The organism is Geobacillus thermocatenulatus (assembly GCF_002217655.1).
GTDB lineage: Bacteria > Bacillota > Bacilli > Bacillales > Anoxybacillaceae > Geobacillus > Geobacillus thermocatenulatus.
Map to the genome: position 1 here is coordinate 1,186,108 of NZ_NEWK01000002.1, position 22,657 is coordinate 1,208,764.

At 50.4% G+C, this 22,657-nt stretch carries 20 protein-coding genes and 2 pseudogenes; 5 read left to right on the top strand and 17 right to left on the bottom strand.

Features of this window, described 5'->3' with window-relative positions:
* Nucleotides 1–35: 35 nt before the first annotated feature.
* Nucleotides 36–941, bottom strand: coding sequence for a DUF6282 family protein (locus B9L19_RS14935; protein WP_025950996.1), 906 nt, complete (start codon nucleotides 939–941; stop codon nucleotides 36–38).
* A 597-nt stretch (nucleotides 942–1,538) separates the two neighbouring features.
* Nucleotides 1,539–2,189: a GntR family transcriptional regulator gene (locus B9L19_RS14940; protein WP_013146173.1), complete on the bottom strand. Its 651-nt coding sequence runs from the start codon at nucleotides 2,187–2,189 to the stop codon at nucleotides 1,539–1,541.
* A gap of 207 nt (nucleotides 2,190–2,396) precedes the next feature.
* Here B9L19_RS14940 and B9L19_RS14945 point away from each other — a divergent pair, with 207 nt between their 5' ends.
* Nucleotides 2,397–3,368 (top strand): catechol 2,3-dioxygenase, encoded by a 972-nt coding sequence (locus B9L19_RS14945; RefSeq protein ID WP_089113975.1) that lies wholly within the window; start codon nucleotides 2,397–2,399, stop codon nucleotides 3,366–3,368.
* A 67-nt stretch (nucleotides 3,369–3,435) separates the two neighbouring features.
* On the opposite strand, the gene B9L19_RS14950 is transcribed toward B9L19_RS14945, so the two are convergent.
* The 13 genes from B9L19_RS14950 to B9L19_RS15010 form a co-directional block, all read right to left on the bottom strand.
* Entirely contained in the window at nucleotides 3,436–3,774 is a 339-nt protein-coding gene (locus tag B9L19_RS14950; RefSeq protein WP_025950994.1) for an antibiotic biosynthesis monooxygenase, read from the bottom strand.
* Between the two features lie 35 nt (nucleotides 3,775–3,809).
* A complete protein-coding gene (locus B9L19_RS14955) occupies nucleotides 3,810–4,184 on the bottom strand; it encodes a hypothetical protein (RefSeq protein WP_047752144.1) in 375 nt (124 codons plus the stop codon).
* A gap of 4 nt (nucleotides 4,185–4,188) precedes the next feature.
* Nucleotides 4,189–4,884 (bottom strand): O-methyltransferase, encoded by a 696-nt coding sequence (locus tag B9L19_RS14960; protein ID WP_047752145.1) that lies wholly within the window; start codon nucleotides 4,882–4,884, stop codon nucleotides 4,189–4,191.
* Nucleotides 4,885–4,948: 64 nt separating this feature from the next.
* A complete protein-coding gene (locus B9L19_RS14965; RefSeq protein ID WP_047752146.1) occupies nucleotides 4,949–6,220 on the bottom strand; it encodes a sensor histidine kinase in 1,272 nt (423 codons plus the stop codon).
* Nucleotides 6,221–6,229: 9 nt separating this feature from the next.
* Entirely contained in the window at nucleotides 6,230–6,907 is a 678-nt protein-coding gene (locus tag B9L19_RS14970; protein ID WP_089113976.1) for a response regulator transcription factor, read from the bottom strand.
* Between the two features lie 142 nt (nucleotides 6,908–7,049).
* Complete coding sequence (locus B9L19_RS14975) at nucleotides 7,050–8,219, bottom strand: ABC transporter permease (RefSeq protein ID WP_241771913.1); 1,170 nt, start codon at nucleotides 8,217–8,219, stop codon at nucleotides 7,050–7,052.
* Nucleotides 8,197–8,901 (bottom strand): ABC transporter ATP-binding protein, encoded by a 705-nt coding sequence (locus B9L19_RS14980; RefSeq protein WP_047752149.1) that lies wholly within the window; start codon nucleotides 8,899–8,901, stop codon nucleotides 8,197–8,199. The genes B9L19_RS14975 and B9L19_RS14980 overlap by 23 nt, the downstream gene beginning before the upstream one ends.
* A gap of 18 nt (nucleotides 8,902–8,919) precedes the next feature.
* Nucleotides 8,920–9,864, bottom strand: coding sequence for an efflux RND transporter periplasmic adaptor subunit (locus B9L19_RS14985; RefSeq protein WP_025950988.1), 945 nt, complete (start codon nucleotides 9,862–9,864; stop codon nucleotides 8,920–8,922).
* Nucleotides 9,865–10,080: 216 nt separating this feature from the next.
* Nucleotides 10,081–11,100, bottom strand: coding sequence for a LacI family DNA-binding transcriptional regulator (locus B9L19_RS14990; RefSeq protein ID WP_025950987.1), 1,020 nt, complete (start codon nucleotides 11,098–11,100; stop codon nucleotides 10,081–10,083).
* An 18-nt stretch (nucleotides 11,101–11,118) separates the two neighbouring features.
* A complete protein-coding gene (locus B9L19_RS14995) occupies nucleotides 11,119–12,654 on the bottom strand; it encodes an alpha-amylase family glycosyl hydrolase (RefSeq protein WP_025950986.1) in 1,536 nt (511 codons plus the stop codon).
* Between the two features lie 71 nt (nucleotides 12,655–12,725).
* Nucleotides 12,726–13,568: a sugar ABC transporter permease gene (locus B9L19_RS15000; RefSeq protein WP_025950985.1), complete on the bottom strand. Its 843-nt coding sequence runs from the start codon at nucleotides 13,566–13,568 to the stop codon at nucleotides 12,726–12,728.
* Nucleotides 13,568–14,848: a sugar ABC transporter permease gene (locus B9L19_RS15005; RefSeq protein ID WP_047752150.1), complete on the bottom strand. Its 1,281-nt coding sequence runs from the start codon at nucleotides 14,846–14,848 to the stop codon at nucleotides 13,568–13,570. The genes B9L19_RS15000 and B9L19_RS15005 overlap by 1 nt, the downstream gene beginning before the upstream one ends.
* A gap of 69 nt (nucleotides 14,849–14,917) precedes the next feature.
* Nucleotides 14,918–16,192: a sugar ABC transporter substrate-binding protein gene (locus tag B9L19_RS15010; RefSeq protein WP_047752151.1), complete on the bottom strand. Its 1,275-nt coding sequence runs from the start codon at nucleotides 16,190–16,192 to the stop codon at nucleotides 14,918–14,920.
* Between the two features lie 245 nt (nucleotides 16,193–16,437).
* Between B9L19_RS15010 and B9L19_RS15015 the strand changes: the two genes are divergently transcribed.
* Nucleotides 16,438–18,204, top strand: a complete 1,767-nt coding sequence (locus B9L19_RS15015) for an alpha-glycosidase (protein WP_047752152.1) — start codon at nucleotides 16,438–16,440, stop codon at nucleotides 18,202–18,204.
* A gap of 124 nt (nucleotides 18,205–18,328) precedes the next feature.
* On the opposite strand, the pseudogene B9L19_RS15020 reads toward B9L19_RS15015, so the two are convergent.
* Nucleotides 18,329–19,190, bottom strand: a pseudogene (locus tag B9L19_RS15020) (helix-turn-helix transcriptional regulator).
* A 126-nt stretch (nucleotides 19,191–19,316) separates the two neighbouring features.
* Between B9L19_RS15020 and B9L19_RS15025 the strand changes: the two are divergent.
* Together B9L19_RS15025 and B9L19_RS15035 are read left to right on the top strand one after the other, a co-directional pair.
* Complete coding sequence (locus B9L19_RS15025) at nucleotides 19,317–19,535, top strand: MATE family efflux transporter (RefSeq protein ID WP_025950980.1); 219 nt, start codon at nucleotides 19,317–19,319, stop codon at nucleotides 19,533–19,535.
* Nucleotides 19,536–19,699: 164 nt separating this feature from the next.
* Nucleotides 19,700–19,954 (top strand): annotated as a pseudogene (locus tag B9L19_RS15035) (MATE family efflux transporter); the annotation flags it as partial.
* Nucleotides 19,955–19,994: 40 nt separating this feature from the next.
* Here the strand turns inward: B9L19_RS15035 and asnB are convergent.
* Nucleotides 19,995–21,842 carry an asparagine synthase (glutamine-hydrolyzing) gene (asnB, locus tag B9L19_RS15040; protein WP_033024352.1) on the bottom strand — a complete coding sequence of 616 codons (1,848 nt, stop codon included), beginning with the start codon at nucleotides 21,840–21,842 and terminating at the stop codon, nucleotides 19,995–19,997.
* Between the two features lie 242 nt (nucleotides 21,843–22,084).
* On the opposite strand from asnB, the gene B9L19_RS15050 reads away from it, so the two are divergent.
* Nucleotides 22,085–22,633, top strand: coding sequence for a DUF2777 domain-containing protein (locus tag B9L19_RS15050; protein WP_047752153.1), 549 nt, complete (start codon nucleotides 22,085–22,087; stop codon nucleotides 22,631–22,633).
* The last annotated feature ends 24 nt before the right edge of the window (nucleotides 22,634–22,657 follow it).

Consider the following 22,657-nt stretch of genomic DNA (forward strand, 5'->3'; position numbering starts at 1 on the left):
TCGAACACTTATTCTCTTTCTATAACCGGTTGCGCTTACACTTTCGAAGCGACTTCTTCCACGAGAATGGCTGTATTGATGACAGTCATTCGTTTGACTTCGTCCGGTGCAAAACCACCCTGCTCGATCAGTTGACGAACAAACTCGAGAAGCCCCTCATCGGGATAAACATTGCTTGGTTGCCCCAAATCGGTGGATAAAATGCAATGTTCGGGACCAACATACCGAATTTCCGCAAATACCGACTCCCACGTCGTCTTTCCTGATGCCGGTGTTGTAAAGCAATGTTCCATGATCGCTCCCATCTCAGCAAGCTCTTTTTGTTCCTCTTTGGACAAAGCGATCGATGGAAAGTTCGGATGGGTGATGACGATTTTCCGCACACCGACCGCACGAGCTTCTTTCACCAGTTCATAAATTTCCTGTTTGCCCACATGTCCCGTCGCCAAAATCAAATCGTATTTTGCCATCACTTCCAAACAGTCGTACACTTCTTTTTTCAAACGATGGTTTTCATCTAAAATTCGAATGGTTGGCAACGCCTTTCCTTGCGCCTCAAACTCTAGACGCAACTTCGCCCAATGTGGCAATTTCGCAGGAGGGCTGTTGATGAAATGTTCTTGTTCGTTCGCAGCGTCAAACGTCGGCATCCACACGATTTTCGCTCCGTCTCTTGCCGCCATTTCCACCGCAACAGCGTTTAACCCTCCAACTGTATTGTTTAGGCAGATTGCTCCAACCGCTTGAAATCCAGGAAACTGGCGATTGACCAAAGCTGCTCGTTCAGCGGTGCAGAAATAATGGGACTTAATGCCGTATCCCTTCATGCCAAGCCGTTGAAGCCGTGCTGCCATCTCAAAATCATCCAGTTTTCTCGGCAACACGTCAGGTCCGGTATGAACATGAAGATCATAAGCATCCTTCAGCAACTCTTCATACAAACAGCATCCCTCTTTCTTTGAACAATATTGTTAAACAATTTTGTTTATGATTGAATTATAAAATATTATTCTTCATCATGTCAACAAAATCATTCAAAAATTTCGTAAAAAAAAAAGCTGGTTTCAGCTTTGTCGCTGAATAAACCAGCATGTTCCTCCACTCTTACCGGACTCTTTTAACAATCTCTATACATGCTCATTAAAAAATTAACATTTGCCTTCTCCTGCAACGAACTGCCTTCCCCCATGGCTCAGCTCGCAGATTGAGCCTACAGGGTCTTTGGAGGAAGTGCTGCAACGCTCAGGGTGTGCAGGATAACGGAGAGGTTAACTCTTCATGTTGCATGTATATCGTTGGAGGCCAGACCATTTCATCCTGGTAAACTACCCACCACCTACACTTCGCTGAGAGGTGGGAGCTTCAGGCGACTTGTGCGTGTTCGCCGAACGGCAAGCCACGCACAAGAACCCTTTACGCTTCCCTTCGTTCCGAAGGTGTCCGTTCTAACCATATTCTATCGTATTGGTTGGCTAAGCCAATCGAATTTCTCCTTTTTTCCCTTCGTTTCAAAGTGGGAGACTTCTTTCGGAAAGATGCTAAACTAAAAAGGCAAAGTGCTCTTCGATCGTTTTTCGGATATTGGCAATATGACGGCGAACAGCGTTTTCCGCTTCCTCAGCATTTCGCTCTTTTAACGCGCGATAAATTTGCTGATGTTCTTTCGCTGAATTTTCCTTTCGTCCTGGAATCAAAATCGTCCGCAAATGGTAGCGAAGAAGTTGGCCTTTGATCAAGTTGACCATTTCCACCGCCTGTTGATTGTCGCTCGCTCGATAAATCATATCATGAAACCGTTTGTTAAGCTGTGAATATTCTTCAAAATCCCCCATATCTAAATATGTCTCCATCTTCTTACAAATATCTTCCATTTGTCGAAGGTCTTCCTCCGTCAACCGTTCCACCGCACTGCGGATGATCAGTCCTTCCAATGCCTCACGGATCTCAAAATAGTTGGAAACTTCTTTGACAGTAAATGATTTCACCGTTGCCCCTTTGTTTTCTTCCATGTCTACTAAATGTTCCTGCTCCAATTTAAATAACGCTTTTTTGACCGTATTTCGGCTGACGCCGATTTGCGCAGACAGCTCGCTTTCGTTTAACTTTTGCGAAGGTAAAAACGTGCCGTTCATAATTCGTTCTTTAATATATTCATAAGCTACATCCATCGGTCTTTTGGCCATTGTCATCGCTCCATCTCCATTTTGTTTAACAATATGATTATACATTTATTTTCAATGATGAAATTGAATTCGTCAATGTTTCGCAAAACGTTTTCTTTGCGCAGCATTTAGCGGATGACAACTGAATATGAAAACGCTTATTGACATAACTTTTTGCATTTTGTATAGTTAAATTGTTAAACAATTATGTTTAATTATCGCGGAGGGGAGACCATGCCAACAACAAAAAAGCTCGACTTCGATATCGCCCATCTTGGTCATGTAGAACTGTTGACGCCAAAATTCGAAGAAAGTGTTCATTTTTTTACTGATATTCTCGGAATGCAAGAAGTGTATCGAAACAGCCAGTCTGCATATTTGCGTTGCTGGGGGGATTACGAAGAATATTCCTTAAAGTTGACAAAAGCTGAACATGCTGGAATCGGCCATACGGCATTGAGAACGATAAGCCTTGAAGCCTTGGAAAGAAAAGTGCATGCCATTAAAGAAACAGGACAAGGAATCGGATGGATTGACGGCGATGAAGGACACGGCAAAGCATATCGTTTTTACAGCCCGGACGGCCATGTGATGGAATTGTACTATGAGACTAATTTTTATGCGGCGCCCGATCATCTCAAGCCTTATTGGAAAAATCAGCCACAAAAATTCACGGGACATGGAGCCGCTGTCAAGACATTAGACCATATTAACTTTTTATCTTCCAATCCCGAAAAAGACGGGGAGTTTGCGGAAACGATCCTTGGTCTTCGTCTGACGGAACAAATCGTGATGAATGACGGCCGAAAAACAGGAATTTGGTATCGAGCCACGAACAAGTCGTATGATATTGTTTATACAAAAGATGCGACCGGATCAAGAGGACGGCTTCATCATATCGCTTTTGCTGTGGAAAGCATGGCCGATATCGTGAGAGCGGCCAATGTATTTGTAGATCACGGCGTTTACATCGAGCTTTCTCCAAGCAAGCATGCCATCAATCAAACGTATACGACATATGTGTACGAACCCGGCGGCAATCGAATTGAAGTATGTTCCGGAGGCTATCTTGTCTTGGCTCCCGATTGGAAACCAATTACATGGACCGAAGAAGAGAGAAAACGAGGGCAAGCTTGGGGAAACAAAACGGTGGAAACATTCCATACTTACGGGACACCAAATGTTCCAAGCGAAGTAAAACAATAACAACATTCAGCTCCTCTCAACGCGAGTGCCATCAGCGAAAAGAGGAGCTCTTTTTCATTTCCCTCCTTCAATCTTCGCTCGATGCTGGCTGTGCCGCTTGTTTCACCGCCTTCACCTCATAATGTCCGACTTCGACATTAAGGATGTACTCCGGCTTCGCTTCGTTTCGTCTCTGTTTATGTCCGGCGATATGAGCATCACTTTTCTCCCATTTTTTCCAATGCTCCTCCGATTCCCATGTGATCAAAATGACGACTTCCTCATCGCCGCGGCGCGCTTTTTTAACCAATATTTTTAAATCAACAAACCCCTCTTGCTGTTCGATGATCCCAGGCTTTCGAAACTGCTCAGCCACTTGGTCGGCGAATCCTTCGGCCACTGTGATTTTACGCATTTGAACGAACATAAATCCTCTCCCTTTCTCTGTTGATGATGATGCGATTATTGTTCGCTGCTGTCCTCATCGTTGCGCTGTTCATCGATGGGGGCATCTCCGTCGCGGTTTTGAACTCCCCATATACTGCTCAGCTCTTCGTCATGAATATCAAACGATTGGATGAATTCATTGATCACCATCTCGATCGCTTTCAACTCTCCTGTCAGCACGGGATGAATCGATTGAAGCTCCGGCGATTGCAGTTGTTGTTTCAATGTCTCCCTTTTGACGTACAGCCGTGCTAAAAATTCGAGCGCTCGCCCGCGACGGAACGTTTTGGCGCCGCGATGCGGCCCTTTGTGCATATGCGCGCCTTTCCATGCGGGATGGCCTTCGAATGGATGTCCATGTCCATGTCCATGAAAAAAATGTCCATGCATGCCGTCATCTTTCCTCCTTCGCCGCTTTCACTCTTGCCACCGTCACACCGTCCCCAATGGGGAGAAACAGGGCATCAAGCGCTGGATGCCGAGCAACGGTCTCATTGAATTGCCTCATGATTTCCCCTCGCCGTCCCAAGGCGCGCGGAGTGCCGATGCCGCTTCCTGCCATGGTGTTGTCCGCTGCGATGATCGCGCCCGGATTGGCGAGGCGGAGGCAATAATCGAGATAATGAACATAGTTTTCTTTGTCCGCATCAATGAAGAAGAAGTCGAAGCGCGAGCCTTGGGCAACAAGCTCTTCAAGGCTTTCCAAGGCTGGTCCGACCATGTACACGACTTGACCGCCAAAACCGGCTTTTTCTAGGTTCTGTTTTGCCAAGCGGGCATAGTCCGCCACAAGCTCAAGCGACGTCAACATTCCATCCGGCCCAAGCCCGCGCGCAAGACAAACACCGCTGTAACCTCCAAGCGCTCCGATTTCCAACACGTTTTTGGCGCCGGAGATGGCGACAAGCATCGTCAACAGTTTTCCTGTCGCCGGCGAAACAGAAATCGACGGAAGGCCGTTTTCCTCCATTGAGCGTCGGATGCTGGCAAGCACTTCATCTTGCGGAGCAAACTGTTCATTCATGTAGCGGTTTAATTGCCGAAACAACTCCCATCCTTCACGGCGATCGTGCGGATGCTTCGGTTCCATGTTTCCCCTCCTTCAAACCTTTTTCGTATACAATTGTATACAAATATAAACAAAACGTCAATTTTTAATCCCCCGTCCGCTTATATTTCCATCTCGCTGCCGGAAACGTCACTTGAAACCGCGTTCCTTCGCCAAGTTTGCTTTCCACCTTCACCTTGCCATGATGTTGATCAATAATCCACTTGGCGATCGCTAATCCAAGACCGGCTCCATCCGATTGGGAGCGCGCCTTGTCGCTTTGATAAAATCGGTCGAAAATGCGAGGGAGATCTTCAGTTGGGATGCCGATGCCGTCATCTTCGACTTCCACCACGACCGATGAGGCAAAACGACGGCATGCAAGGCGAATGTGCCCGCCTTCCATCGTATATTTCAAGGCATTGTCAAGCAAAATGACGATCAATTGATGGATGCGTTCACGGTCGCCCACCCACTCAATAGGGATTTGCGCTTCGACGCTCATCGTTTTCTGTTGGTACGAAGCAATCTCGCTGTACTGTTCGCCAATGTCGCGAACCAATTCATCCAGCCGAAACGCTTCTTTTTGCATTTCCAGCTGATTCGAGTCTGAACGCGCCAAAGTGAGCAGCTGGGAAACGAGCCGCGAGAGGCGGCGGCATTCTTTGGCGATCACAGAAATATCGACGCTTTTCTCTTCAATGGTCGCTTTCGGAGAACGAAAAAGCGCATCCGTTTTTGCCTGAATGACAGAAAGAGGCGTGCGCAATTCATGGGAGGCGTCGGAGACAAATTGCTGCTGTTTTTTCCACGCCGCTTGAATGGGAACGAGCGCCCGGCCAGCCAGAAAATAGCCTGCCGCGATGGCAAACAGAGCGCTCAGTATGCATCCAGCTGCAATCATGAACATCAATTCGTCAAGCAGCTCGCGTTCAGAGTTCATATTGCGCAGCATTTGCACCGTTATCGGGCCAAACGCCGTATTCACTTCAACAGCCAACGTCCGAAAATAGAGATGGCCTACGTTCACCTCATACAGTTCATCAAGCCTTTCTGGGGGAGTGAGCGGCAGCCCGGTGAAAAAAGAAGCATCGCGGGTCATGCCGACCATTTCTCCTTTCTCGTTCCAGATGACCACCAACAGCCGCGGGTCGCGCAACAGTGGATCATGAAAGAGCGGATCTCCTGACAACGCATCATCCTTGCGCCATGGCCCGCCCTGCCTAATCCGCTCCGCCAATCGTTCAAGCGGAACATCGGCCGCATGGTACAGACGCTCCTGCATATACACGTACAGCACAACGCCAAGCGCGCTAATCACGAAAAACACGACGAACGAGTTGACGAATGTCAAACGCCAAAGGGTTTTGTGAAACATGGCACATTTTCACTCCTGCTCCCGCGCCAACATGTAGCCGATGCCGCGGACAGTTTGAATATCTGTATGATAGCCAAACGGCTCAAGCTTTTTCCGCAGCTGATGAACGAACACTTCGACAATGGCGATCGTCGTATCAGAGTCAAATCCCCAAATGCGGTCAAAAATTTGTTCCTTCGTTAAAATGACGCCTTGATTATGAACGAGATATTCCAAAAGCTCGTACTGTTTGCTGGTCAATTTCAGCGGTTGACCGTCAACCACGACTCCTTTTTCTTTGCCAAACAATTCGATGCCGCGGTAGCGGATCGTCTGTTTCGTCGTCAGGGCGCCGCTGCGCCGCAAAAGAGCCCGCAGACGCGCCTTCAGTTCCGGAGACTGAAACGGCTTCACCAAGTAATCGTCTCCGCCAAAATCAAGTCCCTTCACCCGATCTTCAAGCGAGTCCCTCGCCGTCAGAAACAACACCGGCGTTTCGATTCCGTCTTCACGAAGACGACGGACGATGGAAAAACCATCGATGCCGGGAAGCATAACGTCCAAGATGATGGCGTCGTAAATGTTTTGCTGCGCTAAAAACAACCCTTCATCGCCGTCACATGCCCCGTCAACCTCAAACTCATCCGCCAGCATCTCGATCATGGCCTCCCGCAAGTCGTGGTGATCCTCGACAACCAGCAGCTTCAACTATCTTCCCTCCTCTTTTTTAACCTATGGCTGTAAGGAACTTCCCTTCGCAGTGAAAGGCAACAGCTAAGCACCATACATGCCGTATCGGGAAAGGAAAAACAAAGCGCCGCATGATGCGAACGCTTTGTTTTTCTTTCTTTTATTCGTAGCGCAACGCTTGAATCGGGTCAAGCTTGGCCGCTTTGTTTGCCGGAAATACGCCAAACACCACTCCGACCAACAAAGAGAACAAAAAGGCGAGCAATGACACGGAAGGGGAATAGGAGATTGTCATCCCCATCACCGACTTCAGCACTTGGCCAACACCAAATCCAAGAACGACGCCAATGGCTCCACCGCATGAGCTGAGCACCACCGCCTCAACAAGAAATTGAAGCAAAATGTGGCGGCGTTTGGCGCCGATTGCTTTGCGGATGCCAATTTCTTTCGTCCGCTCGGACACCGAGACGAGCATGATGTTCATAATCCCGATGCCGCCGACAAGCAACGAGATGCCGGCGATGCCGCCAAGCATCAGCGTCATCGTATCGGCTACGGAACTGACCGTTTCCATCAAGTCCTGCTGATTAAAGACGCTGTAGCTGTCTTCATTGTTTGGGAACAAATGGGCAAGAAGCCGTTTTGCTCCCACCATCACCAAGTTGACGTCTGAAGCCTTGTCTGCTTGGATATACACGGTTTGGATGTTCATCGTCTTTGTCAGACGCTGGGCGGTCGACAGCGGCATCAAGATGACATCGTCCCCGCTTTGTCCGAGAGAACCACCTTTAGACGCCAAAACGCCGACAACTTTAAACGATGTCCCGTCGATTTGCACGTACTGGCCAACTGGATCGCCGAATCCAAACAATGTTTGCGCTGTCGTCGCGCCGAGCACGACGATTTTTTGCCTGTACTCGACATCGATGTCTGATAAAAATCGGCCGCTGCTCACGTTGACATCGCGCACCGCTTCATACGAAGCAGTCGTGCCAATTAACGACACTTGTGCTAAAGCAGCCCCTTGTTTGACACTCACTCTCCCAGACACGATAGGAGCGATGTCCTTTACGCCGGAAAGTTCACGAAACTTGTTCGCGTCTTCAACCGTCAGCTTCACTTCATCGCTGTTCATGACGTTGACCGTCAACAAATTCGTTCCGAGCTGATTGATTTGGCTTGTCACTTGCTCGCTTGAACCACGGCCGATGGAGACGAGCACGATGACGGACGATACGCCGATGATCATGCCCAACATCGTCAAAAAGGAGCGCAGCTTGTTGCCGCGAATGCTGCGCCACGCCATTTTAATGGATGGAAGAATCCCCAACGAACTCACCTCTTTCTTCCAACAACTCGCCATCTTGAATGCGGACGATCCGCTTCGCTTCTCTCGCGACTTCCCAATCATGAGTGATGAGCACGATCGTATGCCCTTGCTCATTGAGCTGCTTCATGATGTGCATAATCTCTTTGCTCGTTTTGCTGTCAAGCGCTCCGGTCGGCTCGTCAGCAAGCAAAATCGGCGGATGGCCGACAAGAGCGCGGGCAATGGCGACGCGCTGCTGCTGGCCGCCTGACAGTTGGTTCGGCAAATGGTGGACGCGCTCCTGCAGCCCCACTTTTTCAAGGCATTCATAAGCAATGGTTCGCCTTTCTTTCACTTTCATCCCCCGATAAATGAGGGGAAGCTCGACATTTTCCAACGCCGTCAGTTTGGACAGAAGGTTGAAATTTTGAAATACAAATCCAATTTTTTGATTGCGAATGACGGCGAGCTCATCATCTTTCATCGTTCTGACTTCCTTCCCGTCGAGCCGGTAGCTGCCGGAATCCGGGCGGTCAAGGCAGCCGATCATATTCATCAGCGTCGACTTGCCCGAACCAGAGGGGCCGACAATCGCAACAAAATCCCCTCGTTTGACTTGCAAGGAAATCCCGCGCAGCGCGTGCACCGTTTCTCCGCCTAAACGGTACGTTTTCGTCATCTCTTGAATATCAATCATCAACATACGATCTCCTCCTTCCTCTCATGGCTGGCCGCCTGTCCGACGGTTCATTCCGCCTCCCGGCATGCCGCCCATGCCTGGCATCCCACCCATCATTCTCTCTTGCCGCCCTGACTGATTCGTGTTAGAGGAATTTGAAACGTTCGGCAGCTGCACGATTTGCCCTTCGCTCAATCCATCGGTAATTTCAATGTTATCTTCATTGCTGATGCCCGTTTTCACCGTTTGGCGCACAGCCGTGCTGCTCCCGTCCGCCGACTGTTGGACGACAAGCACGAACTTTTCATGATTCATCGTGTGAACCGCTTCGATCGGGACATACAACGCATTGTCTTTCTTTTGAACTAAAATGCTCACTTCCGCTGTCATGCCGATTTTTACATTCGTCGGTTTATCGATGTGCACGGTCACATCGAATGTCGACACGCCGTTCGAAACCGTCCCTTCTTTGGCGATGGAGGTTACCTTTCCAGTGTAGGTCGCCTCAGGAAAAGCGTTGATTTTGATCGCAGCGGTTTGTCCGACCTTCACTTTTGGAATATCGAGCTCATCCACTTGCACTTTTACTTGCAAATCGCTGTAATTGGTGAGATGGGCGACGACTTGTCCGTCATTGACGCGGTCTCCTTCTTCCACGTCGAGCGAGGTGATCGTGCCGGCAGCTGGCGCTTCAATCGGATCGCTGCCATCAGTAAATGTAATGAGGTCTTCCCCTTTCGTCACAGTCTCCCCTTCGGAAACGAGCACTTCCTCCACTTCTTTGCTGCCGTCAGCTTGAATGTCCGTGCTTGTTACGGACTCAACCGTTCCCGATCCATTTACTTTCACTTCCAATGTCCCTTTTTGCACTGAAGCGGTTGCCGTCTGGGCCATGGCCGGCTCACTTTTCGCCTGTGTGAAGTACCATGCACCGCCGGCGCCGGCTGCAGCCACAATCGCAACCAACACGATGATCCATTTTTTCACTTCGCATTCCCCTTTCTTGGTAATAGGCATCGACACTCCGATTATCCAAAGGGTTGCTTAATTTTCCCTTAATTTTTTCGTTTCTTCCTTCCAAACCTGAACATACGCTGTCCACACTGCTTTTGCATGGTGACCAAAACGAAAACATGATCATGCCCCAAAACGAAAAAACGCCCGTCAATACGACGGACGTCTCTTCCCTCTGCTTCTTTCTGCCTAATGCGGGGCACACGACCCCCGCTCAACGAGACGATGCGGGATGATGATGCGCTTGATCGGTTCATTTTGGTTGGTGATTTTCTCGATTAAACTTTTCGCCGCTTCGTAGCCGAGCTGAAAAATGCCGATGTCAACCGACGTGAGCGGCGGACGCGACATTTCGGCGAGCAGCGTGTTGTTGAAGCTGACGATCGAAACATCTTCCGGGACGCCAAGCCCCATTTCATCAAGCGTTTTCAAGATGCCGAGCGCCATGAGATCATCGGCGACGACAAGCCCGGTCGGCGGCTCAGGCAACGAAAGAAGCTCCTTCATCGCCTCTTGGCCGCCTTCCTGCAAAAATTCTGCATGGACGACGTATTCCGACCGATATGGAAGCCCAGCCTCCTGCAAGGCCGCGGCGTAGCCGGTTTGGCGGTCTACGGTCACCAAATATTGCGGGTTGCCGCCGACAAAGGCGATCCGTTCATGGCCGCGGGCGATCAACCAGTTCGCCGCATCTTTTCCCGCCTGGACGTTGTCGTTGTCGACATGGGTCACTTGTTCCACTTTTTGGTGCGGCTTGCCGATGACGACAAATGGAAAGTCGTGTTTTTGCAAGTATTTCATCAGTTTATCGTTTTGACGGGAATAAAGCAAAATAACGCCGTCGACGCGCCGCCCTTGCAGCATCTCCACGACTCGCTCGTAAATGTCGTTCTCTTTCTCTCCGGTCGACATTTGCAAGGCGTACCGTTTTTCATGGGCGGCTTTGCTGATGCCGCGGATGACTTCCGGGAAAAACGGGTTTTGCAACGCCTGATCGGCGGAGCTCGGCATGACGATGCCGATCACTTGCGTCATTTGGCTCGCGAGGCTGCGGGCGATAAAGTTCGGATGATAGCCGAGCTCTTTCATCGCCTCGCGCACCCGCTGCTTCGTCTTCTCGCTGATGCGCGGGCTGTCGGCGATCACCCGCGAGACGGTCGACGGCGCAACGTTCGCTCGTTTCGCCACATCTTTAATCGTAACGGTCATAAGGTCCCTCCTTTCCCTCTATTCCGGCATCCGCTTCGCCCGTTTTTTCACCAAATACAAAAACAAAAGAAACAATACGTAAACCGATACGATGGCGGCGATAAACGGAACGTTGATCCCAGTTTTTTCCCGCAGCTTGTACACTTCCGCCGTTTCGCGGTCGAGCACAAGATCGTATCCGTCGCCATCGCCGCGGACGAGATCGTCCAATAAAAAGCCGCGCAGTTCCTTGTTTTTTGGCAACTGGTCGTTCGTTAGGTGAACGTGCTGCGTTTCGCCCGTGTTGTTGATGGCGATAACCGTTGTTTCATCTTCATATTGCCGTTTCCACACCGCCATGCCGTCTTTTTCATACAGGAGCGTAAAATCGCCGCGCCGCAATGATGGCAGCTGTTGGCGGAGCGGGCCGACCTTTTTCAAGTAATCGATGATTTCTGGGTCGGCGCGGAAGTCCATCAGACGGCGGTTGTCCGGATCTTGGCCGCCGTTCATGGCAATTTCGGTCCCGTAATACATGATCGGGATGCCGGGGGCGGTGAACAAATACGTCATCGCCAGCTTGATGCGCGAAATCGGATTGTTGCGGTTGTCAATCGAAAGTTTCGTAAACCGCACGGTATCGTGATTGTCCAAAAACGTCCCAAGCAAATACGGTCGGTCGTAAAACGTTTTGTTGTATTCCCAGACATCATACAGCGGGCGCAGCGATGCATCGCGCCTAGCAAGCGACTGCTTCACCGCGCCATACAGCGGGTAATCGACAAAACCGTCGATGCCGTATTGGCCGTATTCCGCAATATAGCGCGGATCGTCGCTCCACACTTCGCCGAGCAGGAAAAAGTCTTTTTTCACCGTTTTCACTTCTTTGGCGAACTCCTGCCAAAACGATTTCGGCACGTGGCGCACCGTATCGAGCCGATAGCCGTCAATATCCGTTTCTTTGATCCACCATTTGGCCGCATCGATTAAATACTTCTTGACTTCTGAATTTTCCTGCGCCAAATCCGGCAGCCCATACACCCACCCGTTTTCAAGCTGCGTTGGGTCGTTCCAGTCGAAAATCTCTTTTTTCGGATGGAACCAATCTTTTTTCGCCGGATCGCGAAGCCATGGATGGTCATAGCCGACATGGTTGGCGACAAAGTCCAAAATGACTTTCATATCGCGCTTATGCGCCTCTTTCACAAGAGTTTTCAAGTCATCAAGCGTGCCAAAATGCGGATCGACGCGATAAAAATCTTTGATCCAATACCCGTGGTATCCGCCCGGCATGTTTTCGAAAATCGGCGTCAGCCAAATGGCCGTAAATCCCATCTCCTTGATGTAATCGAGTTTCGCCGTCACCCCTTTCAAGTCGCCGCCGAAATACCCTTTCGGATCGTTCACATTCACGTCTTGGTCGTTTGTCGGATCCATATTGTTAAACCGGTCGACCATAATGAAATAAATGGCTTCATCTTGCCACGTCCGTTCTTCTTTCTCCGCCGCCTGCACCGGCCAGGCATAAAAAAGAAGGAACGGAAGGACGAGCAGCATAAAGAGCCGGTTCCCCATTTCCATTCCTCCCTTCCCGATTCATTTGCTCATTCGGAAACGGGTAAGCCCACTATTTATGATAGCGGTTCTTACCCTTTTGTGCCACCAGCCGTTAAGCCAGAAATCAAATACCGCTGCAAGAACAAAAAGACGACGGCGATCGGCGCGGCGATCAAAATCGAGCCGGCGGCAAAGCGGGTGAAGTTGTTCGCAAACCGGTCGCTGATGAAGTTAAACAGCCCGACCGCCAATGTAAATTTGTCCGGGTCGCGCAACACGATCGACGGCAGCAAAAAGTCGGTGAACGGCGCCATAAAGTTGAACAACGCGACAACGGCCAAAATCGGCTTGGCCAAAGGCAGCATAATGCGGAAAAAGACGCCGAAATGCCCGGCGCCGTCGATGCGCGCCGCCTCATCCAGCTCGCGCGGAATCGTATCAAAGTAGCCTTTCACAAGCCAGGCGTTAAACGGGATTTGCCCCCCGACATAAATGAGAATGAGCCCCCAAAGCGAATCAAGCAGGTGGAGCATGTTCAGCAAAATATACAGCGCCACCATCGCCATGAGCGACGGAAACATTTGCAACACTAAAAACAAATACAGCCCCGTTTTCCGCCCGACGAATTGGTAGCGCGAAAACGCATAGGCGATGAGCGCCGTAAACAAGACGGACAACACCGCATTGGCCGCCGCGACAAACAAGCTGTTTTTATACCAAAGCAAATAGTCGCTCTCTGGGCTTGTAAACAGCCATTTGTAATGCTCGAACGTCCACTTCTCGGGGATGAGCGATGCCGAATACAGGCTTGTTCCTGGATTGAGCGACATGCTGATGGTCCAAAGGAGCGGATAGGCGATGACAACAAACATAAACGCAATAAACAAGTAAATGAGCGTTACTTCAATATGCGATTTCCATTTGCGGTTCATCAAATGTTCCCCTCCTCTTTAAAGGAACGGGTGCGCCGGAACTGGTAAATGGCAAACCCGCAGACGATCAAGCCGATGATGAGCGAAATCGCCGCTGCCATATTGTAATTGTTCGTCGTGAACGTCAAATCGTACACCCACGAGATCAAGATGTCCGTTCCACCGGCGTTTTGTCCGCGCACGGCGGGTCCCCCGTCGTTGAACAAATAGATGATGTTAAAGTTGTTGAAGTTGCCGGCGTATTGCATAATCAATAGCGGTGCGGTCGCATACAGGACGTGCGGCAACGTGATCGATTTGAACTTTTGCCAGCGTGTCGCCCCGTCGATATCGGCCGCTTCATACCAGTCGCGGGAAATGCTTTGCAAAACGCCGGTAAATAACGCAAAGACGAACGGAAAGCCAAGCCACGTCTGAATCAAAATGAGCGCGACTTTCGTCCAAAACGGGTCGGTCATCCATGGGATCGACAACCCAAACAAGCTCAGCACTTCGCGGTTGATGGCGCCGAATTTGTCGTTAAACATCGCCGCAAACACCAAAATTGTGACAAACGCGGGCACGGCCCACGGCAAAATCAACACCGTGCGGATGAACCGCTTGAACTTGATGCGCGGGTCGTTGACAAGGAGCGCCAAAAACAGACCAAGGGCGATTTGTGCCGTCGTCGCCACCACGGTCCAGACAATCGTCCAGGCGAGAACACTGAAAAATGTGCTTTTCCAAATCGGAATCGACACTAAGTTTTTGAAGTTTTCAAATCCAACCCAATTCAGCAAATGCCGTGGCGGCGAGTGGTACAAGTTGTAGTCGGTAAAGGCGAGCGACACCATAAACAACAGCGGCAGCACCACGATAAACAACAGCATCACAAGCCCGGGCGTCACAAAGATGTACGGAAACCCCCGATCCCACGCATGGCGGCACGATTCGATCAGCGATGGGAACGGCTCGCCGCGCTGCCGACGTCGGGCATCGTTGCGCGCATCAATGATGTTCGCAATATGCAGGGCGGCCGCAAACACGATGATGATGACCGAAACCAATCCTTGAATCAAGAGAAAAATCGAATGATCCAACATCGGGATTTCGCCAAGCGTGACGAGCCCCCACAGCCCGATGTTCAAAAAGTTGTAAAACGTCAGCAAAAACGAAGCCTCAATGATGATGAACAAGATGCCTTTGACATACCGGCGGTTGTACAATTGCCCAAGGCCGGCAAACAAGAGCGACAACGCCATCGCCACCGCCGGCCGATGGCGGACGTTTGCTTCCGGCATTCCAATCCCCCCTATCATATGGATAAGAATGGTGGATAGGGCTGATCCTATCCACCACGACATCACGCGTTATTTTCCAGCGCCGCTGGCGGCGATTTTATCTTGAATCGTTTTGACCGCCTCACCGAGCACCGCTTTCGGGTTGTCGCCTTTTGCGATAAATTGCAACGCATTGCCCATCGGCTCCCACACTTGCGACATTTCCGGCACGTTCGGCATCGGCTCGCCGTATTGGATTTGCTCCGCAAAACCGGCGATCAGCGGGTCGTTCGTAATTTTCTCATTCGTCAACGCTTTTTCATTCGCCGGCATTTCACCTGCCACTTCATAGTAATGGAGCGAATTTTCTTCGTTCGTCACAAATTTCATGAAGTCGATCGCCCATTCTTTGTTTTGCGAATAGGCGGAGAGCATCCATGTTTTTACGCCGACGAACGATTTCGGATGCTCGCCGTTGTCCAAAACCGGCAGCGGCGCGGTCGCCAATTTGTCGCCCAATGCTTCTTTATACGACGCGATGTTCCATGGTCCGGTGATGGCAACGGCCACATTTCCTTTCGTAAATAGTCCGTTCATAATATCGCTTGTGATTTCTTTCGGAATGTAGCCGTTTTTAAACCACGATTGGACGAGTTCGGCTCCTTTGACGGCTCCATCATTCACGAGCCCAATGTCGCTTGTATCGTATTTGCCGTTTTCATTTTTAAACACATAGCCGCCATAGCCGGCAAAAAACGGATAAACAAAATAGAAGTTGGCCGCTTCCATCAAAAAGCCGTATTGATCTTTGGCCGCATTCGTTTTTTCCTTGGCGATCTTCATCAAGTCTTCCATCGTTTTCGGCGCTTCTGAAACTAAATTTTTGTTGTAGAACACGCCGTACGTTTCGACGACCATCGGCACGCCATACGTCTTCCCGTCATAGGTGACCGCGTTGATGGCTGTCGGGCTGTACTCGCCTTTTGCATCGCCAAGGTCGACTGGGTCGGCCAGTCCCTGCAACACAATGTCGCCGATGCGGTCATGCGGTTGATAGAACACGTCCGGCCCTTTGCCAGCCGGTCCGTCGAGCGCCAGTTTTTTTGTTTGGTCGAGCATGTTGACAGCTACCGTTTCGATTTTGATTCCCGTTTTTTCTGTGTACTTTTGAAAAATATCCTTTAACGCTTGTTTTTGTTTTTCATCATCGTTCACCCACACGACGAGTTTCTCTGGCTTTTTGTCCTGTTCTGCCGTCTTTTGGTCATTTCCTTTCGGCTGCTGGACATCGCGCTTAGGACCGCAGGCGCTCAGCACGCCAATCAACAAAACAGCCATGAGAAAGAAAGATAACGCTTTTCTCATAATCCCCCTCCTGTCATCATGACGGAATCTTAGCGGTACAATCACAAAGCAAACGTTTGCACAAATAAATTTCAACCCTTTCTATGAAAACGATTGCACCACTCATCTCCATTATAACGCCTATTTTTCATTTTACAAGCCTTTTTTCTATAAAATTTGACTTTTCTTTTCTCTTAACGTACTTTTTATTATAACGAGTCATGAATGCAAACGATTGCTTCGGATAACAAAGGAGGAAAAAGAAAATGAGGAAAGAAGCCATCCACCACCGCTCAACCGACAACTTCGCTTATGCTTATGACAGCGAGACGCTCCATCTCCGGCTTCAAACAAAGAAACATGATGTCGACCACGTCGAGCTGCTTTTTGGCGATCCGTACGAATGGCACGATGGCGCCTGGCAGTTTCAAACGATGCCGATGCGGAAAACAGGAAGCGACGGGTTGTTTGACTATTGGTTCGCCGAGGTCAAACCGCCATATCGGCGGCTGCGCTATGGGTTTGTGCTTCGAGCTGGGGACGAGAAACTGGTCTATACGGAAAAAGGATTTTACCATGAAGCTCCGAGCGACGACACCGCTTACTACTTTTGCTTCCCCTTTCTTCATCGGGTCGACCTATTCCAAGCGCCGGACTGGGTAAAAGACACCGTATGGTATCAAATTTTCCCCGAGCGGTTTGCCAACGGCAACCCGGCCATCAGTCCGAAAGGAGCGCGGCCGTGGGGAAGCGAGGACCCGACGCCGACGAGCTTTTTTGGCGGCGACTTGCAAGGAATCATCGATCACCTTGACTATTTGGCTGATCTCGGCATCACCGGCATTTACTTGACGCCGATTTTCCGTGCGCCTTCGAATCATAAATACGACACCGCTGATTATTTTGAAATCGACCCGCACTTTGGGGACAAAGAGACGTTGAAAACACTTGTCAAGCACTGCCATGAAAAAGGGATCCGCGTCATGCTCGATGCAGTCTTCAATCATTGCGGCTATGAGTTTGCCCCGTTTCAAGATGTGTTAAAAAACGGTGCAGCGTCTCGGTATAAAGATTGGTTCCATATTCGCGAGTTTCCGCTCCAAACGGAGCCGCGCCCGAATTACGACACGTTTGCGTTCGTGCCGCAAATGCCGAAACTCAACACCGCTCATCCGGAAGTGAAGCGCTACTTGCTTGATGTCGCGACATACTGGATTCGCGAGTTTGACATTGACGGCTGGCGTCTTGATGTTGCCAATGAGATTGACCACGAGTTTTGGCGAGAATTCCGTCAGGCGGTGAAAGCACTAAAGCCCGATGTGTACATTCTCGGCGAGATTTGGCATGATGCCATGCCTTGGTTGCGCGGCGACCAGTTTGACGCCGTCATGAACTACCCGTTCACGGACGGGGCGCTTCGCTTTTTCGCGAAAGAGGAAATCAGCGCCCGCCAGTTTGCCGATATCATGGTTCGGCTCCTTCATTCGTATCCGAAACATGTGAACGAAGCGGCATTCAACTTGCTTGGCAGCCATGATACACCAAGGCTGCTCACGATTTGCGGCGGCGACGTCCGCAAAGCGAAGTTGTTGTTTTTGTTCCAGCTCACGTTCACTGGTTCGCCATGCATTTATTATGGCGATGAGATCGGCATGACGGGCGGAAACGATCCGGAATGCCGGAAATGTATGGTGTGGGATCCAGAGAAGCAAAACAAAGAACTGTATGAACATGTCAAGCAACTGATCGCTCTTCGCAAGCAATATCGGGCGCTTCGACGCGGCGATGTTGCTTTTCTCGCCGCCGATGATGAAGCGAACCATCTTGTTTATGAAAAAACGGATGGCAATGAAACGGTCATGATCATCATCAACCGGAGCAACGAAGCAGCAGAAATTCCCATGCCAATCGATGCGCGTGGAAAATGGCTGGTCAACCTTCTGACAGGGGAGCGGTTCGCTGCAGAGGCGGAAACACTTTGCGTCTCCTTGCCGCCGTACGGGTTCGTGCTTTACGCGATCGAAAGCTGGTAAGGCGGCGCCGCGACAAACGATGGATGAGCGCAAATACAGGAAAGGCGACCGGTGCAACGGACAAACTGCACCGGTTTGATCTTTTGCTGACCGTCCCCATCTATACCACCGGCATAGAAGGAGGTCAATTACGCCGCGCCATGCGCCGATATTCAGTCGGCGTGATTCCTTCCACCTTTTTAAACAGGCGCGAAAAGTAGGCGCCATCGTCAATGCCAACCCGCTTGGCGATCGCCTCAATCGTCTCGTTCGTCTCCGCCAACCATTGCTTTGCCTTTGACAGCCGATAATGCGCCAAGTAGCGGCTAAATCCCATGCCCATCGTTTTTTGCATGCAGCGGGTGATGTAGTCGGGGTGGAATCGGAGCTCCTGCGCGAGCATGTCCAGTGTAATCGGCTCGCTGAAATGTTTCTCGATATACGCAACCACCGCGGCGCTGATCTGTTCAGACGCACTCGGGACGGAAAGCTCTTGTTTTTGCAAGTGCCAAAGGAATTCAATGAACAACAGCAGCTGCCGGAGCGGCTGATCGATATCCCGCCGAATGCTTTGTTCCACGATTTGACTTAGCAGCTGTTCCACCCGCTCGCGCTGCTTGACTTCGCCATATTGACGTATGGAGAGCCGGTATTGGATCGGCTCGGTGTATGTCGCCTCCTTTTCGATCACTATCTGCCGGCTGACACCGCAATCGGAAACGACCGCAAAGTCTGGCAGCAAAATAATGAAGCCAAACCAGCTCCGTCCGTTCTTCGCATGGGCGGTGTCCGTAATGTTCCCTCCCCGGGATCAACAACAAATAGTGGCCACTGCCAACCGCAAACTCGCGCCCGTTTTCTGTCATATACAAACAGCCTCGTTTCACGTAAAGCAAATCAAAGACGGAAAATGTGCGGCGGAAATGCTTCTTTCCTTCCAGAAATACACTTTCTGCCCCTTTGATGAACACCGGCAACGGCGGCATGGAAAATGTGACCGTATCCATCGGCCTCTCCCCTCTTTTGTCGGAAATGTGCAAGCAAAATCGCTTCTTTCTCTTTCCATTATGCAACAAACTAGCTAAACTGAATATATCGTTCAAGTCGGAATAAGAAAAAGGAGTTGTCTCAACATGCGCCGTGAGGCCAAAACGCGGTCACTGTTTTCCTTGACGTGGCCAATTTTTATTGAAACGTTGCTCTATATGGTGATGGGCAACGCCGATACACTGATGCTCAGCCAGTATTCAGATCACGCGGTTGCTGCCGTCGGTGTGGCGAACCAAATCATCGCTTTAACATCTTTCCGAAAGAAGTCTCCCACTTCTAAACGAAGTGAAAGTGGGAGATGAATGTCGGTTGGCGTTAGCCAACGAGTATGATAGAATATGGCTAGAACGGACACCTTCGGAACGAAGGGAAGCGTAAAGGGTTCTTGTGTGTGGCTTACCATTCGGCGAACACACACAAGTCGCTTGAAGCCCCCACCTCTAAGCGAAGCGTAGGTGGTGGGTAGTTCACTTTAGTGATTATCAGCTCGCTTCGTGCCGCTGGCGATGTGCAATTCCCTGTCTATATGGGCATTTTGTCGATGTGGGGCGTCGGCGTGACCATCGCTTACGTATTTGGCATCGCCCTCGGATTTAGCCTCGTCGGCATTTGGCTGTCGTTCATCGCCGACGAATGGATGCGCGGACTGTTGATGCTTTGGCGCTGGCGGTCGCGCGTCTGGATGAAAAAAACGATGGTGCCACAAGCAAAAATGGCGTAGCGCCGCCAAATCGAATAAGAGCTGCGCGTAGGCGCAGCTCTTATTCTTTAATGCGAATGCCGTAATGATCAAACCAAACGTGCACTTGGCCAAGGTAAGCGAGCAACTGTGGACCGGTCATCAGCTGCCCAAACCACGGCACTTGGAACGACTTCCCTTCTGTTTCAATGAGCGCCAACAATTTTTCCCGGTCGAAAAACTCGTGCAAAACCGAAGAGCGGTCATGGAGCAACTGCTCAAGCCATTGCTTGACAAGTTTCGTATATAGAGGATGGTGCGTTTTCGGATAGGGGCTTTTTTTCCGGTAGAGCACCTCTTCGGGAAGCAATCCCTCGAGCGCTTTTCGCAAAAGGCCTTTTTCTCGTCCTCCATACATTTTCATATCCCATGGAATGTTCCAAACGTATTCGACAATGCGATGGTCAGCGAACGGCACACGCACTTCCAAGCTTGCTCCCATGCTCATCCGGTCTTTTCGGTCAAGCAGTGTCGTCATAAACCAAATCATATTTAAGTAAAACAGCTCACGCCGCTTCGCATCCTCGGCGCTTTCCCCCTCGAGACGCGGCACTTCCGCAAGCGTTTGTTCATAACGCATTTGCACATAATCATCGAGTCGGAGCTTTTGCCGCCATTCTTCCTTTAACAATCCGATGCGCGCCTCAATCGAGCGCATCCATGGGAATCCTTTCCGCGCCAAATCGTCCGGCCGATGGAACCATGGATAGCCGCCGAAAATTTCATCGGCGCACTCCCCTGATAAGCTGACGACAAACCGTTCGCGAATTTGTTTGCAAAACCAAAGAAGCGAAGAATCCACATCGGCCATGCCCGGAACGTCGCGGACGATGACGGCTTCATGCAAATGGCGGAACAGTTCCTCTTGCGTGATCACGCAGCGATGATGAACCGTTTGAAATTGGTTTGACACCTGTTCGATAAAGGGCGCATCCGTGTTTGGTTGAAAATCGTTGGCTTTGAAATACTGGTCGTTCCCTTCATAATCGATCGAGTAGGTGTGCAGCGGCCCTTTTCCAGCTGCCGCGAAGGCATTGGCAGCAATCGCCGTAATGGCGCTCGAGTCGACCCCACCAGAAAGGAAGGTGCAAACCGGTACATCGGAAACGAGTTGGCGCGTGACCGCATCCGTCAATAGAAAGCGCAGCTTTTCGACCGTTTCCTCGAATGAATCGCGATGGACGTCGCTTTCGACATTCCAATATCGCCAAATGCGAAGCCCGCTGCGAGAGAAAGTCAACGCGTGCGCTGGACGCAGCTCCTGAACACCACAAAACACGCCGTGCCCCGGCGTGCGCGACGGCCCAAGTCCGAATACTTCCGCCAATCCTTCATAATTGACTTCTGCCTTTACATCGGGATGGGTCAAAATGGCTTTCACTTCCGAGCCAAACAGCAACCCCCCGCCATCTTCTCGATAAAACAAAGGCTTTACTCCGAGCCGGTCGCGCGCCATAAATAACAGCTCGCGCTCCTCATCCCAAACGGCGAAGGCAAAAATGCCGTTGAGCCAATCCACGCATTTCTCCTTCCATTCCATATATGCGGCAAGCAACACTTCTGTATCGGAATGACCATCAAATCGATAGCCTTGGCGCAACAGTTCCTTGCGAATGTCTTCCGTATTATACAGCTCGCCGTTATAGACGATCGTATAACGATGTCCGTTTTTTTGCCGGACCATCGGTTGTTTGCCGCCAGCCGGATCCACGACGACAAGCCGTTTATGGCCGAAGGCGACATGAGTGTCCAGCCACGTATTTGTATCATCCGGTCCACGTTTGGCGAGCGTCTCTGTCATGCTGTCAATGACCGTCCGCTCGCGGCGCAAATTGCGCCCAAAATGGACCCAGCCAGTAATGCCACACATACAAACCAATCCTTTCTTTTATCAAAGATGGCAAGTTCTCACCCGTTTCCATCATTTCGTCCGTTCTTTTTTCACGATCGTTTCCAGCGATCGCCCCTTTGATTCACGATGGTTCTCCACGTCGGCATGATTCCATTTTATGCACCCCCCGTCATTTCGATGAATTGTCCGACGTCGGTCACCGCATGAATAAATCAGCAAAAAAATGGAAAAACAGAGGAGTACAAGGAGGATGAGAAATATTGAACATCGAGGAACGACTGCAACGCATTGTGGAACAGCCGCGGGCGTATGTGTATGGGACAGTGGAGCTCGTCAACGATGAATGGATCTTTTTCGACGACGAAGAAGAGGAAGCCTCTTTAGTAGAAGAAATGGCCGAGCAAGGGATTGAATGGTTTCACTGCGGGCATTGGCTGTCCGGGCAATGGCAGGATCAGGGCGCGGTCGCCACGGATCTTGGCGTCTTTCCCCTCGAAAACGGCGATCGCATCCGTTTCCGCAAACGGCTGACGTATGCCTATCAGCAATGGCTTGCCGCCCTTTCGGATTCAACCTTTTTCCAGTTTGTTCAATGGCTGAACAGCCTCGGGTTCTCGCTGTATGACTGCTTATATTGCTACAACGGCCTATTGTTTGCCAAATCGTCTGGCGTGAATTTCATGATTTATGACAACACGAAACAAATCGCCAGCGTCCATCACTATTACGAACGCGGACAGACACCGAGCGATCGTTTTGAAATTACGCTAAACAGCGGGGAGCGGACGATTTGCGCCCAAATTGGCTGAGCGGAACCACTGGTGAAATCAACG